A 26,374-nucleotide genomic window follows, 5' to 3' on the forward strand; every position below is an offset into this window, starting at 1 on the left:
ACTGCTAAAACACACAATTTTATTTAATTTTTATGGGTTTAGTGCAAAAGGTTATTTTGATAATTTTGTAAAATATTTATAAAAGTAGGGAATGGTTTCAATGCCTTTTAAATAGTTCCATACTCCAAAATGTTCATTTGGCGAGTGTATAGCATCACTATCTAATCCAAAGCCCATTAAAATGGTTTTACTTTTGAGTTCTTCTTCAAATAGTGCTACAATTGGTATACTACCACCGCTACGTTGGGGAATGGGTATTTTACCAAAAGTTTCGGTATATGCTTTTGAAGCGGCTTGATAACCTATGCTGTTTAATGGTGTAACATAACCATTACCACCATGATGAGGTTTAACCTTAACTTTTACACCTTTTGGAGCTATATTTTCAAAATGGGTTTTAAATAGTTGTGTGATATTATTCCAGTCTTGATTGGGTACTAAACGCATAGAGATTTTAGCAAATGCTTTACTTGGTATAACTGTTTTTGCACCTTCACCAGTGTATCCGCCCCATATGCCGTTAACGTCTAAAGTAGGCCTTATAGAGTTGCGCTCATTAGTAGTAAAACCTTTTTCACCGTATACCGATTCAATATCTAATGCTTTTTGATACCCTTCTAACGAAAAAGGAGCCTTAGCCATCTCCTGGCGTTCTTCTTGTGAAAGTTCTTCAACATTATCATAAAACCCAGGAATAGTTATATGATTGTTTTCATCATGAAGTGAGGCTATCATTTTGCTTAAAATATTGATGGGGTTAGCCACGGCACCGCCATATAAACCAGAGTGTAAATCACGGTTTGGTCCAGTGACTTCAACTTCAACATAGCTTAATCCTCTAATTCCTGTAGTAATTGATGGCGTGTCATTGGCAATCATACCTGTATCTGAAATTAAAATAACATCATTTTTAAGTTTTTCCTGATTGTTTTTTACGAAGGTTCCTAAACTTTTACTGCCAACTTCTTCTTCGCCTTCAATCATAAATTTTACATTACAAGGAAGTTGGTTGGTAGTGGTCATATACTCCAATGCCTTAACATGCATAAACATTTGCCCTTTATCATCACAAGCTCCCCTTGCAAAAATGGCACCCTCAGGATGTTTTTGGGTTTTCTTAATAACGGGCTCAAATGGCGGTGAATCCCAAAGCTCTAATGGGTCTGGAGGTTGTACGTCATAATGCCCATAAACTAAAACGGTTGGCAAGCTTTTATCTATGATTTTTTCACCATAAACAATGGGGTAGCCTTGTGTTTGACAAACTTCAACGGTATCACAACCGGCTTTTTCTAAACTTGTTTTAACAGCTTTGGCAGTTTTTATAACATCGTTTTTATATGTTGAATCTGCACTTATAGATGGGATTTTAATAAGTTCAATTAACTCGTTCAAAAAACGTTCCTTATGGGCTGTTATATACGATTTTATGGTATTCATATTGCATGGTTTAATCTATCAAAAGTACATGATTTTTTTCATTCTGAAATTGATTGAAACTAAATGAAAAGAAAAAAGAGCGTTAAACTGTAGTCTCCTGACATTAGACTAAGTTTTATGGTATTTATGAAAACAAAATTTGATATTTTACTTATGAATTGTGTAAAAAATAATGTTTTTTTAAAGTAGAAGTTTGCTATTTAAAACTATTGATTATATTTGCAGTCCTTTTGCGGGCGTGGTGGAATTGGTAGACACGCTAGACTTAGGATCTAGTGCCGCGAGGTGTGAGAGTTCGAGTCTCTCCGCCCGCACTGAAAAACAAAAAAAGCTTCTCAAAATTGAGAAGCTTTTTTTTTCAAAAACTTTATGATTTTCAATCACTCCAATTTCCAGTTCAAAATAATTAAACCTAAATTACTTAGCTTGGTTTAAGTTTTTGTAGTAGTTTTTCTTAAAAACAGTTTTTTATACCCACACTTTTAAAAGGCACAAGTTGTAATACTGAGAAATGATTGTCAAACTAGCGGTTGTTTTTTTCGGCGCTTACTATTTCAACATCTTGTTTTTTACCCTTTAGGTTAACCATACCTAAAGAAGTTACATCAAACAAGTTTTTAGTATTTAGCTGACTAATTAAGGTTTTTGAAATCAGTAAATCCTTTTTATAAGCGGAACAAAGGCTTAAAATTCTAGCTGTGGTGTTTAAAACATCTCCCGTAAAAAAAATATCTTTTTTAAGAGCGCCAATTTCACCCGTGGTTACTTCTCCACAGTGCAAGGATGCTTTAAAAGCTGGAGTGATTTTAAAGTTTTGTTCAAAATATGAATCTCTCTTTTTAAGAGAGGTTCGCATATCATAAAAACAATTTAAACATTGGTTTTTATAAAGCCCGTTTTTTAATTTCCACGTAATTACTATTTCATCCCCTACATACTGATAAATTTCTCCTTGGTTGTTTATAATGGCATCAGAAAAACTATCATAAAAAGTACGCAGCAGTCTAAAGTATTGCTCGTTTTCTAAAGACTCTGCAATAGCTGTAGAATCTTTCATATCAACAAACATAAAAATTCTATTTTCAGAAACAGGTCTATGATACTTCCCAGTAAAAAAGTTTATTAATACATTTTGCCCAATATTATCACTTATTTCTGTAAAAAGTAGAGAAAGTAATAATGAGAAAAATAGTTGAATCCAAGTGCTTATATGCGTAATGCTAAAAAAGAACAACATGTACTTGTTCCAGGTCACTTTACTAAAAATTGAAGTTCTTAATTCAATGCTGGCTGCAATCATAAATAGGAAAAAGATGATTATGAACATTATAACACCATAAAAAATAAGTTTCCCTAAAATTTTAATTGGAAAACTTTTTTTCGAAAATAATTTATTGACATAAAATACTTCAAGTAAGCCAATAAAGCAACCAACGAAAAAGACACTTACACTGGAAAATAAAACAATAGTTGGTGTTAAAGAAATAGCAGAGTCTGGAGTGTTAGTAGAACCTCCTATAGCAGCGTATTCACTCCACATAAGTAGCCACCCAAGCAAAAGCCAGATAACCCCAAAAGGTAATATGCGTTTTATGTTGTATTTAGTTTTAGAAGAAATATACATTGCTACAAAGTAAGTGAACTTAGACATAAATTTGTGAGATAGAAAGATAATAAAGTTCAGAATCTAAATAAAAGTAACAATCCAAGTTTCTATTTAAATCTTTGTTTAATTAATGAAAATTAGTGAATGTTTAACATAAAACAGAGGGGTTTATGGGTGTTTTTTTATACAACTTAAACGCTTTCGTTTATTTTAATAAAAATGTAATGTTTTTATTCACTAAAACATTAAAGGTTGTATATATTTGCAAAAGTCTTTTTTTAAGACAATTAGATAAGCGATAAACTGACTTAATTACATTAAAAATGAACAAACAAGTAGATCAGCAAGCGGCAGATAATATTAGAGCTTTAGCTGTAGCAATGGTAGAAAAGGCTAAATCAGGTCATCCTGGTGGTCCAATGGGAGGGGCAGACTTTATGCATATTCTTTATTCAGAGTTTTTTAACTACGATCCTACCGATATGACATGGCCATTTAGAGATCGTTTTTTCATGGATGCAGGTCATTTATCTACTTTAATGTATGCACAATATTATCTTTTAGGAAATTATTCGAAAGAGGATGTTTCAAATTTTAGACAATGGGGTTCTATAACGCCAGGTCATCCAGAAGTTGATGTGGCAAGAGGTATAGAAAATACTTCTGGTCCATTAGGTCAAGGACATACAATGGGTGTTGGGGCTGCCATAGCGGCTAAGTTTTTACAAGCTCGTTTTGGAGATTGGATGAATCATAAAATTTATGGATTTATTTCTGATGGAGGTATTCAAGAAGAGATTTCACAAGGAGCTGGTAGAATTGCTGGGCATTTAGGATTGAGTAACTTTATTATGTTCTTTGATTCTAATGATATCCAGTTATCAACATCAACAGATGAGGTAACTAGTGAAGATACGGCAGCTAAGTATGAAGCTTGGGGTTGGAAAGTTGTTACAATTGATGCACATAATCATGACGAGATTAGAAAAGCATTAAGTGATGCCAATAATGAAACTGAAAAGCCAACACTAATTATAGGTAAAACTATTATGGGTAAAGGGTGTGTAGCGGCAGATGGAAGTATGTTTGAAGGGTATTGTGAATTACACGGTCAGCCTATTGGTAATACTGGTGCGGATTACGAAAAGACTTTAGTTAATTTAGGAGCTGACGTAGAGAACCCATTTGATATTTATGGTGATGTAAGTGAGTTTTATAAAAATTTGGTAGCTGAAAAAACTGCAAAAGCAACAGAAAAGAAAGCTGAAATTAACGCTTGGAGACATGAAAATACTGATTTAGCCAATAAATTAGATTTCTTCCTATCTGGGCAATTACCAGAATTAGATTTTGAATCAATAGAACATAAAGCAGGATTAGCAACTAGAGCTGCTTCATCAAATGTATTAGGCTATTTAGCAGATAATGTTGAGAATATGATAGTTTCTTCAGCAGATTTATCTAACAGTGATAAAACCGATGGTTTCTTAAAAAAATCATCAGCATTACAAAAAGGAGATTTTAGTGGTTCATTTCTACAAGCAGGTGTTGCAGAATTAACAATGGCTTGTATTGCCAATGGTATTGCATTACACGGTGGTATTATACCAGTAGTAGCTACGTTCTTCGTGTTTTCAGATTATATGAAGCCAGCTATTCGTTTAAGTGGTATACAAGAATTACCTGTAAAATATGTTTGGACTCATGATGCCTTTAGAGTAGGTGAAGATGGGCCAACCCATCAGCCAATTGAGCAAGAAGCCCAAATACGTTTATTAGAAAAGCTTAAAAACCATAGTGGTAAAAATAGTTTCTTAGCTATGCGCCCTGCAGATTCAGCAGAAACAAGTGTTGCGTGGAAAATGGCTTTAGAAAATACTAGTACCCCATCAGGTTTAATCTTGTCTAGACAGGGTATTAAAGATATTCCAGCAGTTGGTGTGTCTAGATACGAAGAAGCCTTAGGTGCTGAAAAAGGAGGGTATTTAGTAAAGGAAGTTGAGAATCCTGATGTTGTTTTAATAGCCAACGGTTCAGAGGTGTCAACTTTAGTTGCTGCAGCTCAAATTCTTGAAGAAAGGGAAGGTTTGAAAGTAAATATAGCTTCTATTATTTCAGAAGGCGTATTTAGAAATCAATCTAAAGCTTATCAAGATAGTATCATACCAAAAAACAAACCATTGTTTGGTTTAACGGCAGGGTTACCTGTAAACCTAGAAGGGCTTGTAGGTGATAATGGAAAAGTTTTTGGTTTAGACCATTTTGGATATTCAGCACCGGCAGGTGTTCTTGATGAAAAATTTGGTTTTACAGGAGAGCAAGCAAGTAAAAATATAATGGATTATTTAAAAACAGTTTTAATTAATTAGATAAGAATTTTACAATGAAATTTTTTATAGATACAGCAAATTTAGAGGATATAGCAGAGGCGCAAGCCCTGGGTGTTTTAGATGGAGTTACTACAAATCCATCATTAATGGCAAAAGAAGGAATAACTGGTGAAGAAAACATATTAAATCATTATAAGAAGATATGTGATATAGTTGAAGGCGATGTAAGTGCAGAGGTTATATCAACAGATTTTGAAGGTATGGTTAAGGAAGGTGAAGCCTTGGCTACTTTACACCCACAAATAGTAGTTAAATTACCATTAATAGCTGATGGAATTAAGGCTTGTAAGTATTTTTCGGATAAGGGTATTAGAACTAATGTTACTTTAGTTTTCTCTGCTGGTCAAGCGTTATTGGCGGCAAAGGCAGGAGCTACTTATGTGTCACCATTCTTAGGGAGATTAGATGATATTTCTACCGATGGATTAAATCTCATTGCTGAAATCAGACAGATTTATGATAACTATGGTTTTGAAACGCAAATTTTAGCAGCATCTATTCGTCACACTATGCATGTTATTGATTGTGCAAAAATAGGAAGTGATGTTATGACAGGACCATTATCATCAATTACTGGTTTATTAAAACATCCATTAACAGATATTGGATTAGCTAAGTTTTTAGCAGATTATAAAAAAGGAAACTAATAACTAGTTTTTTATATAGATTTAAAAGCCTCTCAATTTAGAGAGGCTTTTAATTTTAACTAAACAACTTTGAAAAACTAAACTACAGTTTTATCATTTTGAGAGTTTGTTGGGCTCCTGAATCACTTTTTATTTTTACTAAGTATAAACTTTGAGGTAAGTTAGAAATGTTAAAAGAATAGCCTTTATCAAAACCTCCTTTAAACAATTTTACCGCTTTTCCCGTAATGCTATAGATTGATACTGTTTCTACAGCTTTATTTATTTTGAACGAATTTGTTGATGGGTTTGGGTAGAGCGAAATATTAGTTGAGAAATCAATATTCTTAGTGCTCAATGTAGCTATTTGGTTCCCATATATTCTAAAACCACCTGATTCTATGTTAATAGATGTTGTGTTTCCGTCAATTGTAGAGCCTCCAGATTCATCCATTAAGTCATACCAAGTTCCTTCAAAAGGGAAATTAGGAGATATATTTTGCCCAACAATATCAAAGTTTGCTAAAATCACAACATTTTTAAGGTTTGAAACAGGAAGGTCATCATTAAAAATATAGATTCTTTGTTTTGTGTAATCACCCCCTTCCGGACTTATTGTATAGTCGCCCTCAAACACCTCTTCATTTATTTTTAGTTCATTTATACGAGACCAATCAGTATATACCTGATTTCTATTAAGATCACTGGTCCAATTATTTATCCACTGAGGTTGCGGTTTGGTGTCTAATTTGTTTTCACCAGAAATACTACCATCATCGCCATAATTACAAGGGTTGTCAGGTAGATTCACGATGCCATCATTTCTAGTGAAAATGGAGTTTTCCATGGCTAGTTCTCCAAAATGCCACATCATTTTTGGTCCGGGAATTGTAAATAATACAGCACCGATTGCAGACATTCTTTTTGTTCTTGATTCAAACAAGGTGGCATCATTCCCATTTGAATTTCCATTAATCATGGTATAATACATGAGTCGTTCTTCATCATGACTTTCAGCATAGCCAATTAATCTTTTTTCTGTAAACCCACGACTTTTATGCCCTACACCGCTAATATCTCCATTTCCAAAATTGCAGTTGTAGGTTGGGAAATTTGCATCAGGGTCAACAGAATACCCTCTTGAGATTACCGTATAAGGGTTTGTCATTTTTCCCCACATCATTACCCCTTTGGGTGTTGCATCTCCAAGTCTGTAATTAGCCCACTCTTGCTCTTCACCACTTGTTCCCAAATGCTCAAAAATCACATAATGTGTTTCATCTAAACTCCAGGAGTAGTCTGCGTACTCTTTTAAAACAGCCACTCTATCGGCTTGGTATGAATTTGTACAGTTCTCATCACCACTAGAACAATTTTGAGTAAACCCTTTGGTTAAATCCCAACGAAACCCATCTATCTTAAACTCTTCTATCCAATGTTCAACTACTCTTTTAGTATACACCTTAGTAAACGAATTGGAATGGTTAAAATCATAACCAACACTATATGTATGTTTGGCAGTAGTATTGAAATAGGGATTTTCTGAACTTGGTCCGCCCCAGCCATCGCCGTCTGCATCATCCATCCACATCCTAACCATGGGGTTTCGTCCAAAGGCATGGTTTAAAGCAATGTCTAAAATGACTGCAATGCCATTTTGATGACACACGTCTACTAATTCTTTAAATTTATCTTCGGTACCATAAAACTTGTCAAGTGCCATATGGAAGGCAGTATTATAACCCCAGCTTTCATTTCCTTCAAACTCCATAATAGGCATAAGCTCAATGGCATTGATATTTAAATTTTTAAAATAACTGATTTTATCAATGATATCTTGAAAATTTCTGTCTGCATCAAAATCCCTTACTAGCACTTCGTAGATTATTAAATCTTCTTTTTTAGGCTTCATAAAATTAGTAACTTGCCAGTTATATGATGCTTGATTTGTTTGTAAAACGGTAACTTCTCGTTCCTGTCCAATTGGATAAGCAGGCAAGTTAGGATAGCTTCCTGATGGAATTCCAGAATCATCAAAAGGCGATAAAACCAATGTTGAATAAGGATCAGCTGTTTTTACTAAACTTGGTGAATTCGCTATTGGTGATTTATCAACAACCCAATATTGAAACGTCTCAATTTGCCCTGGAGTTAACCCAGTTAAAGTGATCCAAAATTTATTATTTCTAGAGGGGTCACGTTTCATAGCATAGTTGGTGTCAGGTTCCCAATTATTAAAACTTCCTGCAACATATACAAAGTCTTTGCCCGTTGCATATAGAACTAATGTTGCTTTAGTTGAATCTGTTTCATCATAAGTGATTCCATCTAAGTATGTTTGAGGCATAACACTAAAATTGTTACCCGGATCAATTAATATAGAAAACTCTTTTGTTTTGGTATCTCCGCCAATGGTTATCTCTAAGCTGTAATTTTTATTTGAAGTTAAATTAGTGTCTGTATAAGAATATGAAGTGGTATTTAATTGTGTGTTTATGGTTAGTCCATTTGCTTTTAATACATAATCTGCATTTCCACCAGTATTTGTAGCAGAAATAGTAAGATCATCTCCTGAGTTTAAAATTGATGTAGAAACGGTTGGTGCTGTAAGTGAGACTTGAAAAGCCCCTACATCAACTAAAATATCTTGGGATTTTTTATCGCCAGAACCATCTTTAGCTTTTATAAGGAAGCCAATACGGCCAATACTAGATCTATTATAAAAGGCTGATGGTATAAAAGTTATAGAATAAGTGTCTGTGCCTCCATTATATGTTAGCTTGTTTAACTCATTTGAGTTAGTCCAATCTCCATTTGTAGGACAGTCTTCTTGATTGGTTAAATTTAGGTCATAAGACCATGACCATAAATAAAGTTCATTACCAGTAACTCCCCAAGTAGCTTCATTAATACTACTACCCTCAAAAGATAAGGTGATAGAATCATCTTCTTCAAAAACCGAAGGATTTACAGAATATGTTACGTTTTGTTGTTGGGCAAAACTATTTAAAGCTATAAAGAATATAAAGGATAATATAGTTTTTTTCATGAGAGTACTTAATTAAAAAAAGGAGATTGTGTTATTTCAAAATACAACCTCCTCTTTGAATATTTATGTGTAAGATAAAATTGTTATTATCTTGATCCTAAATAATATACAGGACCAGAGGGGTCGTTAAAATCTATAGAAATCACATGGTTTCCGGCAGTTACAGTAATATTATTGTCGGAATCTTGATCTAAGATACCATCATCATTAGCGTCACCATAATCACCATTCCATTCATTGTTGGGTCTGAATTTAACTTCACCGTCAACAAGTGTAACGTTTTCTGCAAAAAATACTCCAGGTTGAATCTCGGTTAAACTAGCATCAGGAGTAGCTCCCCAGTCATTGAACCCTGAACCAACAACACCCCAAACAGTTGACGCTTCAATAGTATATGAATTATCATTTAGGTTAATTGTGATTAAATAGTGCCCTTCTGTTACAGCAATGTTGTTATCAGAATCTGTATCTAATACACCATCTAAATCTGCATCACCCAAGTTTACATCCCAAGCATTGTTCATTCTAAATTTAATTTCTCCATCTATTAATCTTACTCCAGCTTTAAATGTATCTGTTGTATAATCATAATAAAATTTAGCATCGGGAGTGGCTCCCCAATCATTGAAACCAGAACCAACAACACCCCATGAGTAAGGTTCAATTGTATAAGAGTTATCATTGGTGTTAATAGTAATTTTATAATCTCCTGCTGTTACGGCAATGTTGTTGTCTGGATCAGCATCTAGAACACCATCTAAATTAGCATCTCCTAAATCGCCTCCCCATTGGTTGTTTTCACGGAATTTAATTTCTCCATCCACAAGGTTTACATAAGATACTATTACACCAGGAACTGCTGTGGTGTAGAATTTACCATCTGCAAAACCACCCCAGTTATTATAACCAGAACCAACTACACCCCAAGAGGCTATTTCAAAAGCACCGCCACCAACAACTATTTCTGGTAATACAACAGTAAGTTCTTGAGTTGCCGAGTAAGTAGGAAGCCCTTCTGTACCAACAATGGCTTTTACTCTAAAATAGAGCGTTCCTGTATTTGGGTTTTCAGTATCTGGATCATTATCTAAACCAGCAGCCTCTGCAAATCCTAACATTTGACCAATAGTCACAGCCAATTCATTTCCATCTGTAGAGCTTATTGTTGTAGCATCTGTGAAATCTCCTAGTATAGAATTCTCTAGCTCATAAGTAATATTTGTAGGAACACCAAAGTCGGCATCATTCCAAGTAAAGCGTTCACCCAAATTATTTGAAGCAGCAACTGTTAATATATATTCATCTAAAAAAGAGTTAGAAAAACTAATTCCTTCTGCAGGTTCTTGGGCTGTGAATACTAAGTCATCGTCTTGATCACACGAATTAAAGCCGACAATAGCGATAATTAAAAGTGAAAAAAGTTTTATATAATTTTTCATAATGGTTTTATTTAGTTAATTAAAATCCTGGGTTTTGTGTTAGATTAGGGTTTGCTTGTAAAGCGGATGATGGAATTGGGTATAAGTTGTAGTGATCTGGAATTGATGTTCCGTCTACAACACCACCTTTCCAAGGCCATAAGTACGAGTTACCCGTAAACATTCCAAACCTAATTAAATCAGTTCTACGGTGACCTTCTAGGTTTAATTCTCTTCCTCTTTCATCAATTATAAATTGTAGCGTAAGATCTCCCTGAGAAATTGAGCTGGCGTTAGAACGAGTTCTAACCGCATTTACATATTGAACTGCTGTATTCATGTCTGTTCCGGCAGCACCTCTAACAGCACATTCAGCATACATTAAATAGGCATCTGCTAATCTAAACAGAGGGAAGTCTGTACTTGAGAAGCTGGAGGGTAATGAAGAACCAGAAAAATTGGTATTTCTAAACTTTACGGAAGGGTATCCGTCTGTCCATTCTTTATAGTCATTCATTTCATAGTTATGTCCTTCCGTCCAAAACAAGCTAGCTCTAACATCTGTTGAAGTTCCTAAATCTCCAAATAAACCATACCAAGCTTTTGATGACCTATGACCTCCCCAACCTTCGGTTGCTCCAAATTGTGCTAAGGGAGTTGTGTCTGCATTTAAACCACCATTAACAATATATGTTGTATTACCATAGCTTTGGCTTACTTGTGCATCTGCAATTAATGGTAAAATTATTTCGGTAGAGGTGTCGTTATCAGCTGAAAATATACTCACAAAGTTTGTTGCTAAACTATATGTGCCTTCATTTATAACGCGGTTAGCATAAGTTGCAGCGTCATTATATCTTGCAGTACCAGTGTATACCTCAGCATTTAAGTATAGTTTTGCTAAGAGCATTTGTGCAGCACCCTTAGTAGCTCTACCATAAGTATTTGTGTCAAATAATAATGGTTCAATATCAAGAAGTTCTGATTCAACAAAATCAAATAATTCTTGTCTAGAAGCTTCTGGCAGAGACTCTGATTGTCCAAAATTATCTTCTGTGGCAAGCACACCTTTACCAAAAACATCAATTAAGTAAAAGTTTGCTAAAGCTCTAATAAATCTAACCTCAGAAATAATGGCATCTTTGTTGTCTACATCTACATTAGGCAATATAGACAGTAAGTTATTACACTGTGGTATGGTAAAGAAAATTCTGTTATATAAATATCTAAAGAATTTGTTTTCTGGAGTCCAATCTGAGGTTGTTGTTAATTGGTCTAATCCATTATCTCCCCAGCGATTTTTCATTGCATCAGCGGCAAAATCTTGCAGGTTTACAATACCTCTTAAGAAAGGAGATTCACCAGCGTCATCACTAATATCTGAGCTGCCAGGACCATCAGCACCAGAGAGTGCGAAGGAACCATAAAGTCTAGATAGAATTCCTTCAACAGCTTGAGGGTCTTGATCTAAAAGTTCATCTAATGATAGTTCTATTAAAGGTTCTGTATTTAGGTCGTCTGTACAGCTAACTGTTATAGAGCAAACAAGAACCAGACCTAATAGAAGTTTGAATATGTTATTTTTCATAGTTTCCATAGTTTAAAAATCAATATTTACACCTAAATTATATACTGTTGCTCTTGGGTAAAAGTCATTATCAATTCCTATGAAATTCTCAGGGTCTTGCCCAGAATAATTGGTAATTAAGAATGGATTGTTTACAGCCCCATAAATTTTTACCGTTGCATTTTTCAATAGGTTTGTTAAGGTGTGCCCCAAAACAATATTTTCACATCTTAAAAAAGAAGACCCTTCAAGGAAATAATCAGAGTATTGTACAGGGTCTAAAATATCTGTAAATACAGGGTTTGCTTCTCCTGTAAAAAAGTTAAGGGAGTTTACAAAGAACGTTCCATCTAAAGATTTTGCATTATCAATAGCCCCATGTGTTAATCGTCTAGAGTTGTATATTTCTCCATCTAATTGACCTCTAAAGCTTGCGCTTAAATCCCAGTTTTTATAGTTCACATTAATTCCAAAACCAAAAGTCCAATTAGGTTGAATAGCTCTATAATATCTATCATCTTCAGTAATTCTACCATCATCATTTAAATCTACAAACGAACCAAGGATTGGGTCCCCATTGGTGTCGTATACTTGTTTAAGTACCCATGCAGAACCTGCTTGTTCTCCTAAAGCATGCCTTAATAGAATGTTTCCTGTTCCTATGGCTAAACCTCCATCTGGAGCATTGATTTGTTCAACACCTTTCAGGTCTGTAACTTCAGTGAAATTATATGAAAGATTTCCGTTTAGAGATAGCTCGAAATCATCATTTTTTATTGGGTTTAAATTTAAGTTTAATTCAAAACCTTTACTTTCAGTAGATCCTACATTTTGTATCACCTGATCACTTAACGCTTGTCCTGGTGGTACACCAGTTAATACTAATAAATCAGTGGTTTCTCTTTTATATATATCAAAAGATCCCGATAAGAAACTATTGTTAAAGAAATCAAAATCAACACCTAAATTGTAGGTGGTTGTTTTTTCCCAGGTTAAATCTGGGTTAAATTCTTTAGCATTATATAAGTTTACACCTGAAATGTATTGACTTTCTGGAGACCCTATTTCAAATAACGGAATAGAAGGATAAAAACCTACTTGACTAGATATGTCTTGCTGACCTGTTTCTCCCCAGCCCATTCGTATTTTAAAATCATTTACAAAATTTACATCTTTTAAGAAAGATTCTTCTTTAACTTTCCATGCTAAAGCGGCCGATGGGAAGTACCCCCAACGGTTCTCTTCAGTAAAGAATGATGAGCCATCTGCCCTAAAAGAGGCAGTTAATAAATATCTATTTCCTAGATTAATATTAGCTCTACCAAAAAATGATTGTAAATTCAACTCATTAAAGAATCTATTATTAGGGTTTAAAGGGTCAATATTTGGTATTCTTACTCCGGTAACGGGGTCATTTTCAAATTCATCTTTATTACCGTCATTTTTAAAGTTTTGATAAGAGTAACCCGCTTGAACATCAAAATTATTGATGAAGAAATCATCAAATTCTTTGCGAAAGGCAAGATAAGATTCAGCAGTGACATTAGTAATATGTTGTCTTTCGCCATAGCTTTTACCAGGATTAAAAATGTATGTGCCCGCGGGAACATTAGGGTCTGGTACTAAAGTATAGGCATTGATTGCATTATCAGAAAATGTTTCTTCTATATCAGCTCTGGAAGCTTCTAAACCTAAATTTACTACGGCTCTAAGCTCTGGTAGGAAATGGAATTTATAATCTAATTCAATATTTCCTAATAATCGTTTTACTTTTTCAGGACGTTGTCTTTGTAATAATACGCCTAAAGGATTTCCTGATCCTGCCTTAGCATTTGGGTCGTTAGGATTACTTGGAGATTGTAATTGCTGGTAAAACCCACCAAAAATAGAATTGCTATCATATATGGGTTTGGTTGGGTCCATAGATATAGCACCTCCTAAAGCAGCTCCTTCATCAATGGCATTTTTGTCTACCAAAGTTCCTTTTGCATTAAAATCTATTTTTAAATGATCATCAAAAAACTTTGGGCTTAACCTAACAGAAGCTGTTATTCTTTGGTAATCATTAGTTTTTACTACACCTTCAGTTTCGTTATAACCTAATGAGGCTCTTAAAGGCACTTTGTTAAACATGTTTGCTCTAACACTAAAGTTGTAATCTTGTGTTACTGCAGTTCTATAAATGGCGTCTTGCCAATCTGTGTTGTAAATAGCTCTATCTCCTGCAGCTGTATTATATATTGTAAAAGGTTCATCAGAATCAACTGTGCCAACAGGTACGCCAATAGAACCTATGTCATCTGGAAAATAAAGATTGGCGAATCTTAAAAAATCATTTCCATTCATGACTTGAATTTGGTTTCTAGAGCTTATACTACTCATAGAAGTTCTAGATGAAAGATTGAATTTTGCTTCACCCGAAGTTCCCTTTTTAGTGGTAATAATAAGTACTCCATTTGATGCTCTAGACCCATAAATAGCGGTTGCCGAAGCATCTTTTAAAACACTAAAGCTTTCAATGTCATTAGGGTTAATTAAACTTAAGGGGTTTCCAACACCGGCTACACCGCCATTATCTAATGGCACACCATCAATAACTATTAATGGTGCATTGTTTCCAGAAAGCGAAGACCCGCCTCTAATTCTAATATTTGGTGCAGCGTCAGGTTGTCCGCCTGCACTAGTAATTCTTACACCAGCCGCTTTACCTTGTAGTAATTGGTCTGGAGATACTACTGCGCCTCTGTTAAAGTCTTTAGAAGATATAACGTCTACAGATCCAGTTAAATCTTCCTTTTTAACACTACCATATCCAATTATAACAATTTCATCTAATTGAGCTGCATCTTCTAATAGTTCAATATTTAAAGTTGTTTGTCCAGTAAATATAATTTCAACAGGTTGATAACCAACATAAGAGAATACTATAATATCTCCGTTGTTAGCTTCAATTTGGTAATTGCCATCAAAATCTGTAGCAGTTCCTGTTGTTGAGTTTTTAATAACAACATTTACTCCGGGAAGCGGAATAGAAGTTATTTTTTCTGTCACTGTTCCTTTTACTTCAGTTTGTGCTAATAAGCCTATTGGCACAAAAAATAATAGAAACAATAACTTATTCATTGTTGTTTTCATACAATAACATTTAAAATTATGTCTTAGTTTAGTCTAAATATATTTTCACTTCTCGAGGATAAAACTATGTAAAGAAATTGTTAACAAAGAATTTTAGATTACGAAATTCTTAGCGAAAACGTTTTCGTGTTAACAACTTTTTAATTTTAGGCGCAAATTTTAAGAAAACTTAATATTTTAAAGGTTCATTTAATATCTTTATATTTAATATTGTAAACTCATTTTACCTATTAAACTGATTACTAGCGCATGAAGCGAAAAATCACCTTAAAACAAATAGCTAAAGAATTAGATGTATCTATTTCAACAGTTTCAAAAGCACTAAGTGGAAGCAAAGAAATTAGTGAAGATACTACACAGAAAATACAAGCTTTTGCTAAACTTTATAACTACCGTCCAAACAATATAGCCCTTAGTTTAAAGAATAGGAAAACTAAGACTATTGGTATTTTAATACCCGAAATTGTACATCACTTTTTTTCTACGGTTATTAGAGGTATTGAAAGAGTAGCCAATAGAAGGGGATATAATGTAATAGTTGGCCTTTCCAATGAATCATTTACAAAGGAAGTTATTAATATGGAACTTCTTGCTGGCGGAAGTATAGATGGGTTTATTCTGTCTATTTCTAAGGAAACTTTGCTAAAACAAGATTACCACCACTTTAATGCTACCATAGATCAAGGAATGCCTATTGTTATGTTTGATCGTGTAGTGCCTGATGTAAACTGTGATAAGGTAATTGTAGATGATATGAAAGGTGCTATAAAAGCAGTTAAAAAACTCATTAATAATGAATGTAAAAACATTGCGCTTATAACCACAATGGATTATGTGAGTGTAGGGAGACTAAGAACCCAGGGGTATTTAGAAGCCTTGCAAGACCACGAAATAGAAGCTGATTCTAATTTAATTTTAAAGATTGATGATAGCTTAGATGTTGAAAATCATTTAGAAATTCTTGAAAATGAGATTGAAACTTTTTTTAGAATGAATAAAACTATTGATGGGGTATTTGCTGTAAATGAGCTTTATGCGGTAACAGCAATGAAAGTTGCAAGAAAATTGGGGTTAAGTATTCCAGATGATGTTCAGGTAATTGGATTTACAGATGGTGTGCTTTCTAAACACGCTACACCTAGCCTAACAACGGTAAGTCAGCATGGTCAAAAAATTGGCGAACAGTCAGCAAATTTGTTAATTGACAGGTTAGAGGCAGAAGACGCAGAACAGGACTCTTATATAGTAAATACAGACCGAAAAAAAGACTTCATAAAGATGGTTATTGAGACCGAAATTATTGAACGAGAATCAACTAAATAAAAAAATATTTGGAAGTATAAAAATCTTTTCTATATCTTTGACCTCGAAATCAAAACTTATATTTTCACTTCTCACGTAAGTTTTGATAAGTATATTTCGCTTATCAAATAGTATTAATTTTAACATACTATTTAATGGAAAAGCGTAGATTAAGTTTCTGGGAAATCTGGAACATGAGTTTCGGTTTTTTAGGAATTCAAATGGGTTTCGCCCTTCAAAATGCCAATGCAAGTAAGGTTCTTTTAATTTTCGGGGCAGACGTTCACGAGTTATCTTGGTTTTGGATAATTGCGCCTTTAATGGGGCTTATCGTGCAGCCTGTTATAGGACATTATAGCGACAAAACATGGGGGCGCTTTGGCAGGCGTAAACCGTACTTTTTGGTTGGTGCCATTTTAGCATCAATAGGTTTAATTCTAATGCCGCAGGCCGATATTTTTATTGCATTTCTACCAGCCCTTTGGGTTGGTGCCGGAATGTTAATGATTATGGATGCTTCATTCAATATTGCCATGGAGCCATTTAGAGCTTTAGTTGGTGATAACTTAAGAACAGATCAAAGAACATTAGGTTTTAGTGTACAAACCGCACTTATTGGCTTTGGGGCTGTTATAGGCTCATGGCTACCTTATGTGCTTACCAATTGGTTTGGTGTTACTAATGAAGCTGCTGAAGGAACAGTGCCATTTAATTTAATTCTATCTTTTATAATTGGAGCTATTGTTTTAATTGTTTCCATTTTGGTTACAGTTACTACAACCCAGGAGTATTCGCCTGAAGAACTTGCTAGTTTTGACAATGAATCTTTAGATGCATCTAGTGAAGAACAATCTAGCTTACTTGATATTTTTGAGGACTTCAAAAAAATGCCTGAAACTATGAGGCAATTAAGTTGGGTACAGTTCTTTTCTTGGTTTGGCTTGTTTGGTATGTGGGTTTTTGCAACCCCAGCCATAGCACAGCATGTGTATGGATTATCCCATACTGATAGTAGTAGTGCTGCTTTTCAAGATGCTGGAGATTGGGTAGGAATTCTTTTTGGAGTTTATAACTTAATTTCTGCTTTTTATGCCTTTGCTTTACCAAGAATTGCCAAAAAAATAGGAAGAAAGAAAACGCATTCATTGTCGCTAATTATTGGAGGTTTAGGAATGCTTTCCATCTACGTTATGCCAGATAAAAATTGGTTAATTCTTTCAATGATTGGTGTTGGGGTTGCCTGGGCAAGTATTTTAGCAATGCCATATGCTATTCTTGCAGGTTCAATTTCTTCAAAAAAAATGGGTGTTTACATGGGTATTTTCAATTTTTTTATTGTAATACCACAGATAATTAATGCACTCATTGGAGGTCCATTAGTAAAGTATGTTTATAACGATCAAGCAATACTTGCTTTAGTGATGAGTGGCGTAAGCTTTTTAATAGCTGCCGTCTTAGTCTCTAAGGTGAAAGATGTAGATGATGTAATTCAGTAAAAAAATGAACAAGATAGGAGTTATATTCGATTTAGATGGTGTTATAGTAGACACGGCCAAATATCATTATTTGGCTTGGAAAAAAATAGCCGATGCGTTAGGATTCGAATTTACAGAAGAACATAATGAACTTCTAAAAGGAGTAAGCCGTGTACGCTCATTAGAAATCTTATTGGACATTGGGAATATTGAGATTTCCGAAGAAAAAAAACAAGAATATTTGGTAAGCAAAAACGAAGATTATTTGGGTTTTATTACCAAGATGGAAGCAGATGAAATTCTTCCAGGAGCATCAGAGTTATTAGACCATTTAGATGAAACTGGTATTAAGTATGTATTAGGTTCAGCAAGTAAAAATGCACCACTAATATTAAAGCAAATTGGTTTGTATGATAGGTTTGCAGGTATTGTTGATGGTAACAGTGTTTCTAAGGCAAAGCCTGATCCAGAAGTGTTTTTAATTGGAGCCAAGAAACTTGAATTAGAACCTGGGCAATGTGTGGTTTTTGAGGATGCTATTGCTGGTATTGAGGCGGCAAAAAACGCAAAAATGGTTTCAGTAGGAATAGGGGATGAAAACACCCTAAAAAAAGCAGATTACAATTTCAACAACCTGACTGAAGTTCCAGAGAATTTCTTTGAAAGGTTAATGACATTAAATTGAGAGAACAATGAATCAAGATTATATCAAACCAGATAACTGGTCTATCATAGAAGAGGGGTTCGACCCAAGCAGAGTTGAATCTTCAGAGAGTTTATTTAGCATAGGCAATGGGGCCATGGGACAACGCGCCAATTTTGAAGAAACTTACACAGGGGAAACTTTTCAAGGGAGCTATATTGCTGGCGTTTATTATCCAGACAAAACTCGTGTAGGCTGGTGGAAAAATGGCTATCCAGAATATTTTGCTAAGGTGTTAAATGCGCCCAATTGGATTGGGATAAATGTTTCTGTTAACGAAGAGCAATTAGATCTTGGTACCTGTAAAAAAATTGAAGGATTTAAGCGCGAATTAAATATGCAAGAAGGTTGGCTTTCAAGAAGTTTTATAGCTACCCTTTCTAATGGAATTGAAGTTCAAGTGGAAACCAAACGTTTCTTAAGCTTGGATATGGATGAACTTGGAGCCATTCAATATAGTGTAACTCCAATTGGTGATGATGTTGAAATATTGTTTCAACCGTATTTGGATATTGGTATAACAAATAAAGATACTAACTGGGATGATAAGTTCTGGGATGTTCTGAATGTGAGTTATAAAGGTCAACAAGCCTTTATAGAAGCTAAAACAATGAAAACAGATTTTCATGTATGTACATACATGGAATCTAAGATTTCGTTAAATGGAAAAACGGTTAATATTGAGCCAGCGCTATACTCTCAGGAGGATTACATTTCATTAGAATATAAGCAAAACATAAAAAATGGAGAAACCTATACAATAACTAAGATGGGTGGTTATACGGTTGATCGAAACCATGATAAAATTCAATTGGTTAATGTTGCTAAAAAAGTTTTAGAAACAGCTTTTGAATTAGGGTTTGATCAATTGTTGAAAAAACAAAAAGAAGCTTGGGCTAGTATTTGGGAACGTGCTGATATTACTATTGAAGGAGATGTTAGTGCTCAACAAGGTATCCGTTTTAATATATTTCAATTGAATCAAACTTATCTTGGTAAAGATTCCAGATTAAACATTGGTCCAAAAGGATTTACCGGCGAGAAATACGGTGGTAGTACTTATTGGGACACAGAAGCTTATTGTATTCCATTTTATATGGCTACTAAAGATCAAAGTGTAGCAAAAACACTTTTGGAGTATCGTTATAACCATTTAGATAAAGCAATAGAAAATGCTGAAAAACTGGGGTTTAAAAACGGTGCTGCTTTATACCCAATGGTAACCATGAATGGTGAAGAGTGTCATAATGAGTGGGAGATTACTTTTGAAGAGATTCATAGAAATGGTGCCATAGCATTTGCCATTTATAACTATTACCGCTATACCGGAGACTATAGTTATATACCCGAAAAAGGATTAGAAGTGTTGATTGGAATTGCCAGATTCTGGCAGCAACGTGCTAATTTTTCAAAAGATAAAAACAAATACGTAATTCTTGGTGTAACAGGGCCTAATGAATATGAAAATAATGTAGATAACAACTGGTATACAAACTACTTAGCACAATGGTGTATTAATTATGCACTAGAGAATATTGAGAAAGTAGATAATGAATACCAAGATGATTTTATAAGAATTGCCAAAAAGGTGAAATTAACTAAAACAGAAATGGCCCTTTGGAAAGCGGTTGCTGATAATATGTATTTCCCATATTCACAAAAGCACAATGTGTACTTGCAGCAGGATGGATTCTTAGATAAAGAATTGATTACAGTTGATGAATTAGATAAATCAAATCGTCCAATTAATCAGCATTGGTCTTGGGATAGAATATTACGTTCGCCATATATAAAACAAGCCGATATACTTCAAGGTTTCTACTTCTTTGAAGACCAATTTACAGATGAAGAGTTAGCAAGTCATTTTGATTTTTATGAGCCATTTACAGTTCATGAAAGTTCCTTGTCTCCTTGTGTTCACAGTATTCAGGCTGCTAAATTAGGCAGAATGGAACAAGCTTATATGTTCTATTTACGTACCTCTAGGTTAGATTTAGATGATTACAATCATGAAGTGCATGAAGGTTTACATATTACTTCCATGGCCGGAACTTGGATGAGTATTGTAGAAGGTTTTGGAGGAATGCGTGTAAAGAACAATACTTTATCTTTTACACCTCAAATTCCTAAACAATGGAAAGGATATTCTTTTAAAGTTAACTTTAGAGATGCCATCATAAAAGTAAATGTAACGCAAAGCGAAACAAACTTTGAATTAGAAGGTGAGCACGAATTACAAATATTGGTGAATGATAATCCTGTAACAATTACGCCTAATAATTTGGTGACCGTATAATCAAAAATTAAAAGAGATGAAATTGGTAGTTAAGCTATTACCTTTAATAATATTGTTTATTGGAGTTTCCTGTAAACAGGCTAATGACCAAGTTAGTGATTATAAATCTACTGATCCTGTTGTTGAAGCTTATCATTTAGAACGTATAGAGCCGTTAAATTGGTGGGTTGGTTTTAAAAATAAAGAGTTACAATTATTGGTGAAAAACCCCAATATTTCAAAGGCAACTCCAGAAATTAATTATGCAGGAGTCATAATTGATAAGGTACACATTGCCGATAGCCCTAACTATTTATTTATAGATTTAAGTATTTCTGAATCTGCGAAACCTGGAAAATTCAATATTGAGTTTGCTTTTGAAAACGGAGGAAATTTGACTCATACTTATGAGCTTAAGGCTAGACAGAAATCAGGTGAAGAATTCATTGGCTTTGATAGTTCTGACGCTATTTTCTTAATCACTCCAGACCGTTTTTCAAACGGTAACCCAGATAATGACATAGTTGATTCTATGAACGAAACAACCATTGATAGAACCGATGGCTATAGCCGTCATGGTGGAGATATTCAGGGAATTATTAATCATTTAGATTATATATATAATCTTGGCTTCACTGCCATTTGGCCTTGTCCGTTATTGACTAATGATATGCCTAGAGGTTCATATCATGGTTATGCTATGACCGATTATTATGAGATAGATCCACGTTTTGGAACTTTAGAAGAGTACTTGGAGCTTTCTTCTAAAATGGCTAAAAAGGGAATGAAACTAGTCATGGATCAGGTGGCAAACCATTGTGGATTGGAACATTGGTGGATGAATGATTTACCATTTAAAGATTGGGTGAACCATCAAGAACATTTTGAGGGTAACCAAGAAAATTGGTCTCATAAAGCCGTTAAGAGGTCTAACCATAGAAGAACTTCCAATCAAGATATATATGCTTCCAAATCAGATAAAGTAGGTATGACAGATGGTTGGTTTGTTTCTGGCATGCCAGACTTAAATCAACGTAATTCCTTTATGGCCAAATACATTATTCAAAACAGTATATGGTGGATTGAAACTGCTAATTTAGGAGGTATTCGTCAGGATACTTATCCGTATCCTGATAAAGATTTTATGAGTAACTGGGCCGGAGCCATCATGACAGAATATCCTAATTTCAGTATTGTTGGAGAGGAGTGGAGTTATAATCCGTTGCTTATTGCCTATTGGCAAGATGGTGTAAAAAATAACGATGGTTACGATTCTAATTTAAAATCACCAATGGATTTTGCTATGCAGCAAAATATTGTAAGCGCGTTAAATGAGGAGGAGTCTTGGGATAAAGGATTGGTGAAAATCTATGAAGGTTTAGCTAATGATTTTCATTATGTAAAACCAAAAGACATTATGATTTTTCCAGATAACCATGATATGAGTCGCATTTTTACCCAGTTAAAAGGAGATGTTACCAATACCAAAATGGCGTTGAGTTATCTACTCACTTTACCAAGAATACCACAAGTTTATTATGGTACGGAAATTTTGATGGATGATTTTGATAAACCAGGAGACCACGGACTTGTTAGAACAGATTTTCCTGGTGGTTGGAGAGGAGATACAGTTAATGCGTTTACAGGTGAAGGTTTAACTGCAGATCAAAAAGATATGCAAGCATTTGTAACAAAGGTGCTTAACTATAGAAAAAACAGTAAGGCTATTCATGAAGGAGAAACGGTTCATTTTGCTCCACAAAATGGCATTTATATGCTCTTTAGAACTCTTGGTGAGGAGACGGTTGTGCATATTATCAATAAGAATGAAAATCCTACAACTTTGGATTTATCCAGGTTTGATGAAATAGGTCTTAACGAAAAAACCTTAAAGAATATTATAACTGGTGAAAGTTTAGTTTGGAATGGTCTTTTGGAATTTAAGGAAAAGGGAAGTGTGATTTTAACAACTAAATTTTAGTTATGAACCCATTACTAGCAGTATGCTTCCTTTTGCTTTTTTTGTCATGTAAAACAGATAAAAAAACAAGTTTTGAAATTGTAAATTCTGCGCATGATGTGGAAATTAATAAACTTGATAGCGCAAATTTGTCAAGTGGTACATTGTATAGAATGGATAGTCTTAATTCAAAATACATTAAAACACGTCCGGTTGATATTTGGCTACCAGAAAAATATTCAAAAGATAAAAAATACGCAGTTTTGTATATGCATGATGGTCAAATGTTATTTGATAGTACAAGCACATGGAATAAGCAAGAATGGAAGGTTGATGAATGGGCATCAAAACTTATGAAAGAAGATAAGGTTAAAGATTTTATTGTTGTTGGTGTGCATAACATTAAGGAGTTAAGAAATTCAAACTATTTTCCGCAAAAGGTTTATGAAGCTTTATTGCAAAAAGAGAAGGATTCTTTAAAATCAATGACAGATAAACAAAACGCCAAATCATCAATAAACTCAGATAGCTATCTTAAATTTTTAGTAAAAGAACTAAAGCCATTTATTGATGCTAATTACTCTGTGAAAACAGATAAGGACAACACTTTTGTGATGGGGTCAAGTAGGGGAGGTTTGATATCTATGTACGCCATTAGTGAATATCCAGAAATTTTTGGAGGAGCAGCCTGCCTATCAACTCATTGGATTGGTACTTATAACAATATAGGTAATAATATTCCCAATGCCTTTTTTAATTATATGAAGTTGTACCTCCCGGATAACAAGAATCATAAGTTGTATTTTGACTATGGAGATAAAACTTTAGATAAAAAGTATTTGCCCTATCAAGATAAAGCAGATAAGGTTATTAAAGGAAAGGGGCATACAAAGAACATGAAATTTCCAGGAACAGATCATTCTGAAATCTCATGGGGAGCTAGGTTAGATGTTCCATTAACTTTTTTATTAGGTAGTGATGATTAATAGATTTCGAATAGCTTTCATATTAATTTTTACTGGAATTCTTTCTTTTTCACAATCTGAAAACAGAGAATTTCAAAGTTTGAAATATCTAAAGGGAGATTATTTAACTATAAAAGTAAATGACGGAATTTATCTAATCCAGTTTTATACAAAAGATATTGTTGAAACCACCTTTATCCCCAGAGGAGAAGAGTTTGAACAGGAATCGCATGCTGTTATTTTAAAACCTGAAAATATTGATATTACTTTTAGTTATAGTCCTAAGAATGATAATATCTTTTTCAAAGCCAAAGGAGGTATATCTGTTAATATTCAAAAGTATCCATTTCAAATTTCGTATTTCTATAAAGGAAAACCCGTCATTTCAGAAAAAAGAGGTTATTATAAATCTGCTCATGTACCAATGGACTTGGTTAGTGGTAATATTACTGCAGAAACCACAGAAAAAATTGAATTCAATTTGTCTGGAGATGAGGTGCTTTATGGAGGAGGGGCTAGGGCACTAGAAATGAACCGGAGAGGAAACAGGTTGCCTCTTTATAACAGGGCGCATTATGGTTATGAAACCAATAGTGAATTAATGAATTTTACCTTGCCTATTGTACTGTCCTCAAAAAAGTACATGGTTCATTTTGATAATGCACCTATTGGGTATCTAGATCTTGATAGCAAAGGCGATAATAGTTTGATTTATGAAACTATTTCAGGAAGAAAAACCTATCAGGTTATTGCTGGTAACTCCTGGTATGAATTGCTAGGTAATTATACCCATTTAACTGGAAGGCAACCCATGCCACCGCGTTGGGCTCTTGGTAATTTCTCAAGTAGGTTTGGGTATCATTCACAAGCCGAAACAGAAGCCACAATTGCAAAATTTCATGAAGAAGAAATCCCTGTTGATGCCATTATTCTTGATTTGTATTGGTTTGGTAAGGATGTTCAAGGAACCATGGGTAATTTAGAGTTTTTAAAAGATTCGTTCCCTAATCCAAAGCAAATGATCAAGAATTTACAGGATAAAAATGTAGAGACTATTTTAATTACAGAACCCTTTGTTTTAACCACTTCAAATAGATGGGATGAAACCGTAAACAAAGATGTTTTGGCAAAAGATTCTATTGGAAACCCTTTTACATTCGATTTCTTTTTTGGGAATACGGGATTAATAGATATCTATAATCCGAAAGGAAAAAATTGGTTTAAAAATATTTACAAAGATTTAGCCAACATGGGAGTAAGAGGGTTTTGGGGAGACTTGGGCGAACCAGAAGTGCATCCAGATGGATTACTACATGCCACAGGAACGGCCAATGAAATGCATAATATTTATGGACATAATTGGGCTGAATTAGTATATGAAGCCAATAAAGAAGTAAACCCAAATGAAAGACCATTTATATTGATGCGTGCAGGATATTCGGGGTCTCAGCGATTTGGAATGATTCCGTGGTCTGGTGATGTGAATAGAACTTGGGGCGGACTTCAAAGTCAGCCCAAAATTGCCTTACAAATGGGTATGCAGGGGCTTGCATATATGCATTCTGATTTGGGTGGTTTTGCAGGAGCCAATTTAGATGATGAACTTTATGTGCGTTGGTTACAATATGGGGTTTTTCAACCTGTTTATAGACCACATGCTCAGGAGGAAGTTCCTAGTGAACCGGTATTTAGAAGTGATAAGGCCAAAAGTTTAGCTAAAGAAGCTATAGAGCTTCGTTACCAATTGTTACCATACAATTACAATTTAGTTTATGAAAATAATCAGTTTGGCAAGCCATTAATGCGTCCGTTGTTTTTTGATGAATCCGATAATCCAGAGTTGTTGAATTATTCAAAGGCCTATTTATGGGGGAATGATTTTTTGGTATCACCAGTTTTATATCGGGCACAAAAAGAACAAGAAGTTTATTTTCCAAAAACCTCCAATTGGTTCAATTTTTATACTGATGAATATATAAAGGGAGGACAAACTCAAACCATTACTTTAAATGAAAATAACATTCCAACTTATGTGCGCTCTGGCGCATTTATTCCTTTAGCAAAACCAGTGCAATCAACTAAGGGATACAATCCAAATAATTTAGATATTCATTACTATTTTGAAGCTTCAAATAAAGTAAATATACAAGAATTTTATAATGACAATGGTCAAACAGCCGAGGCTTTTGAAAGAGGTATGTATGAGATTTTAGAGTTCAAATCGGAATATGAAAAGTCTTGTTTGGAAATAGAATTTGAAGCAGAAAAAGGAAGTAACTTCAAGGCTCAAATTAAAGGCATCAATTTGGTAATTCATAATATTAATAAGCAGCCTAAGCGAGTTAAAATTGATGGAAAAAAGAAAATTGTTAATTGGAATGAAGAAACAAAAACATTAAGTGTTCCGGTGATATGGAATACATTGGAAGAAACTGAAATAAGAATAAAATTAAAAAAATAGCA

At 34.2% G+C, this 26,374-nt stretch carries 15 protein-coding genes and 1 tRNA gene; 10 read left to right on the top strand and 6 right to left on the bottom strand.

Going from position 1 to position 26,374, the window contains the following annotated elements; translation table 11 throughout:
- Nucleotides 1-51: 51 nt before the first annotated feature.
- Complete coding sequence (locus N1F78_RS08235; RefSeq protein WP_406682681.1) at nt 52-1,440, bottom strand: dipeptidase; 1,389 nt, start codon at nt 1,438-1,440, stop codon at nt 52-54.
- A 232-nt stretch (nt 1,441-1,672) separates the two neighbouring features.
- On the opposite strand from N1F78_RS08235, the gene N1F78_RS08240 reads away from it, so the two are divergent.
- Nucleotides 1,673-1,754, top strand: a tRNA-Leu gene (locus N1F78_RS08240).
- A gap of 209 nt (nt 1,755-1,963) precedes the next feature.
- Here N1F78_RS08240 and N1F78_RS08245 read toward each other — a convergent pair.
- Complete coding sequence (locus N1F78_RS08245; protein ID WP_406682682.1) at nt 1,964-3,091, bottom strand: adenylate/guanylate cyclase domain-containing protein; 1,128 nt, start codon at nt 3,089-3,091, stop codon at nt 1,964-1,966.
- A 278-nt stretch (nt 3,092-3,369) separates the two neighbouring features.
- Here N1F78_RS08245 and N1F78_RS08250 point away from each other — a divergent pair, with 278 nt between their 5' ends.
- Together N1F78_RS08250 and fsa are read left to right on the top strand one after the other, a co-directional pair.
- A complete protein-coding gene (locus tag N1F78_RS08250) occupies nt 3,370-5,415 on the top strand; it encodes a transketolase family protein (RefSeq protein WP_406682683.1) in 2,046 nt (681 codons plus the stop codon).
- A 14-nt stretch (nt 5,416-5,429) separates the two neighbouring features.
- Nucleotides 5,430-6,083, top strand: a complete 654-nt coding sequence (gene fsa, locus N1F78_RS08255; protein ID WP_406682684.1) for a fructose-6-phosphate aldolase — start codon at nt 5,430-5,432, stop codon at nt 6,081-6,083.
- Between the two features lie 82 nt (nt 6,084-6,165).
- Here the strand turns inward: fsa and N1F78_RS08260 are convergent, their stop codons facing one another.
- The 4 genes from N1F78_RS08260 to N1F78_RS08275 all read right to left on the bottom strand — a co-directional run bounded on the left by N1F78_RS08260 (nt 6,166) and on the right by N1F78_RS08275 (nt 15,231).
- Complete coding sequence (locus N1F78_RS08260) at nt 6,166-9,111, bottom strand: alpha-amylase family glycosyl hydrolase (protein ID WP_406682685.1); 2,946 nt, start codon at nt 9,109-9,111, stop codon at nt 6,166-6,168.
- Between the two features lie 86 nt (nt 9,112-9,197).
- Entirely contained in the window at nt 9,198-10,550 is a 1,353-nt protein-coding gene (locus N1F78_RS08265) for a SusE domain-containing protein (protein WP_406682686.1), read from the bottom strand.
- A gap of 19 nt (nt 10,551-10,569) precedes the next feature.
- Nucleotides 10,570-12,117 (bottom strand): RagB/SusD family nutrient uptake outer membrane protein, encoded by a 1,548-nt coding sequence (locus tag N1F78_RS08270; protein ID WP_406682687.1) that lies wholly within the window; start codon nt 12,115-12,117, stop codon nt 10,570-10,572.
- A gap of 12 nt (nt 12,118-12,129) precedes the next feature.
- Nucleotides 12,130-15,231 (bottom strand): SusC/RagA family TonB-linked outer membrane protein, encoded by a 3,102-nt coding sequence (locus N1F78_RS08275; protein ID WP_406682688.1) that lies wholly within the window; start codon nt 15,229-15,231, stop codon nt 12,130-12,132.
- Between the two features lie 249 nt (nt 15,232-15,480).
- On the opposite strand from N1F78_RS08275, the gene N1F78_RS08280 reads away from it, so the two are divergent.
- From N1F78_RS08280 to N1F78_RS08310, 7 genes are all read left to right on the top strand, one after another.
- Complete coding sequence (locus N1F78_RS08280) at nt 15,481-16,554, top strand: LacI family DNA-binding transcriptional regulator (protein ID WP_406682689.1); 1,074 nt, start codon at nt 15,481-15,483, stop codon at nt 16,552-16,554.
- 134 nt (nt 16,555-16,688) lie between these two features.
- Nucleotides 16,689-18,029, top strand: coding sequence for an MFS transporter (locus N1F78_RS08285; RefSeq protein WP_406682690.1), 1,341 nt, complete (start codon nt 16,689-16,691; stop codon nt 18,027-18,029).
- Between the two features lie 4 nt (nt 18,030-18,033).
- Nucleotides 18,034-18,693, top strand: coding sequence for a beta-phosphoglucomutase (gene pgmB / locus N1F78_RS08290; RefSeq protein WP_406682691.1), 660 nt, complete (start codon nt 18,034-18,036; stop codon nt 18,691-18,693).
- Between the two features lie 7 nt (nt 18,694-18,700).
- Complete coding sequence (locus tag N1F78_RS08295) at nt 18,701-21,007, top strand: glycoside hydrolase family 65 protein (RefSeq protein WP_406682692.1); 2,307 nt, start codon at nt 18,701-18,703, stop codon at nt 21,005-21,007.
- 16 nt (nt 21,008-21,023) lie between these two features.
- Entirely contained in the window at nt 21,024-22,967 is a 1,944-nt protein-coding gene (locus N1F78_RS08300) for a glycoside hydrolase family 13 protein (protein ID WP_406682693.1), read from the top strand.
- A gap of 2 nt (nt 22,968-22,969) precedes the next feature.
- Nucleotides 22,970-23,932 carry an alpha/beta hydrolase gene (locus tag N1F78_RS08305; protein ID WP_406682694.1) on the top strand — a complete coding sequence of 321 codons (963 nt, stop codon included), beginning with the start codon at nt 22,970-22,972 and terminating at the stop codon, nt 23,930-23,932.
- A gap of 79 nt (nt 23,933-24,011) precedes the next feature.
- Complete coding sequence (locus N1F78_RS08310; RefSeq protein WP_406682695.1) at nt 24,012-26,372, top strand: TIM-barrel domain-containing protein; 2,361 nt, start codon at nt 24,012-24,014, stop codon at nt 26,370-26,372.
- The last annotated feature ends 2 nt before the right edge of the window (nt 26,373-26,374 follow it).

Origin of the sequence: Seonamhaeicola sp. MEBiC01930, assembly GCF_045277075.1 — a bacterium.
In the GTDB taxonomy this organism is placed as follows: Bacteria; Bacteroidota; Bacteroidia; order Flavobacteriales; family Flavobacteriaceae; genus Seonamhaeicola.

Bases quoted from the DNA above. Each gene is read 5' to 3' on its own strand.
- N1F78_RS08235 (WP_406682681.1), bottom strand. From the start codon at position 1,440: ATGAATACCATAAAATCGTATATAACAGCCCATAAGGAACGTTTTTTG.
- N1F78_RS08245 (WP_406682682.1), bottom strand. From the start codon at position 3,091: ATGTCTAAGTTCACTTACTTTGTAGCAATGTATATTTCTTCTAAAACT.
- N1F78_RS08250 (WP_406682683.1), top strand. From the start codon at position 3,370: ATGAACAAACAAGTAGATCAGCAAGCGGCAGATAATATTAGAGCTTTA.
- fsa (WP_406682684.1), top strand. From the start codon at position 5,430: ATGAAATTTTTTATAGATACAGCAAATTTAGAGGATATAGCAGAGGCG.
- N1F78_RS08260 (WP_406682685.1), bottom strand. From the start codon at position 9,111: ATGAAAAAAACTATATTATCCTTTATATTCTTTATAGCTTTAAATAGT.
- N1F78_RS08265 (WP_406682686.1), bottom strand. From the start codon at position 10,550: ATGAAAAATTATATAAAACTTTTTTCACTTTTAATTATCGCTATTGTC.
- N1F78_RS08270 (WP_406682687.1), bottom strand. From the start codon at position 12,117: ATGAAAAATAACATATTCAAACTTCTATTAGGTCTGGTTCTTGTTTGC.
- N1F78_RS08275 (WP_406682688.1), bottom strand. From the start codon at position 15,231: ATGAAAACAACAATGAATAAGTTATTGTTTCTATTATTTTTTGTGCCA.
- N1F78_RS08280 (WP_406682689.1), top strand. From the start codon at position 15,481: ATGAAGCGAAAAATCACCTTAAAACAAATAGCTAAAGAATTAGATGTA.
- N1F78_RS08285 (WP_406682690.1), top strand. From the start codon at position 16,689: ATGGAAAAGCGTAGATTAAGTTTCTGGGAAATCTGGAACATGAGTTTC.
- pgmB (WP_406682691.1), top strand. From the start codon at position 18,034: ATGAACAAGATAGGAGTTATATTCGATTTAGATGGTGTTATAGTAGAC.
- N1F78_RS08295 (WP_406682692.1), top strand. From the start codon at position 18,701: ATGAATCAAGATTATATCAAACCAGATAACTGGTCTATCATAGAAGAG.
- N1F78_RS08300 (WP_406682693.1), top strand. From the start codon at position 21,024: ATGAAATTGGTAGTTAAGCTATTACCTTTAATAATATTGTTTATTGGA.
- N1F78_RS08305 (WP_406682694.1), top strand. From the start codon at position 22,970: ATGAACCCATTACTAGCAGTATGCTTCCTTTTGCTTTTTTTGTCATGT.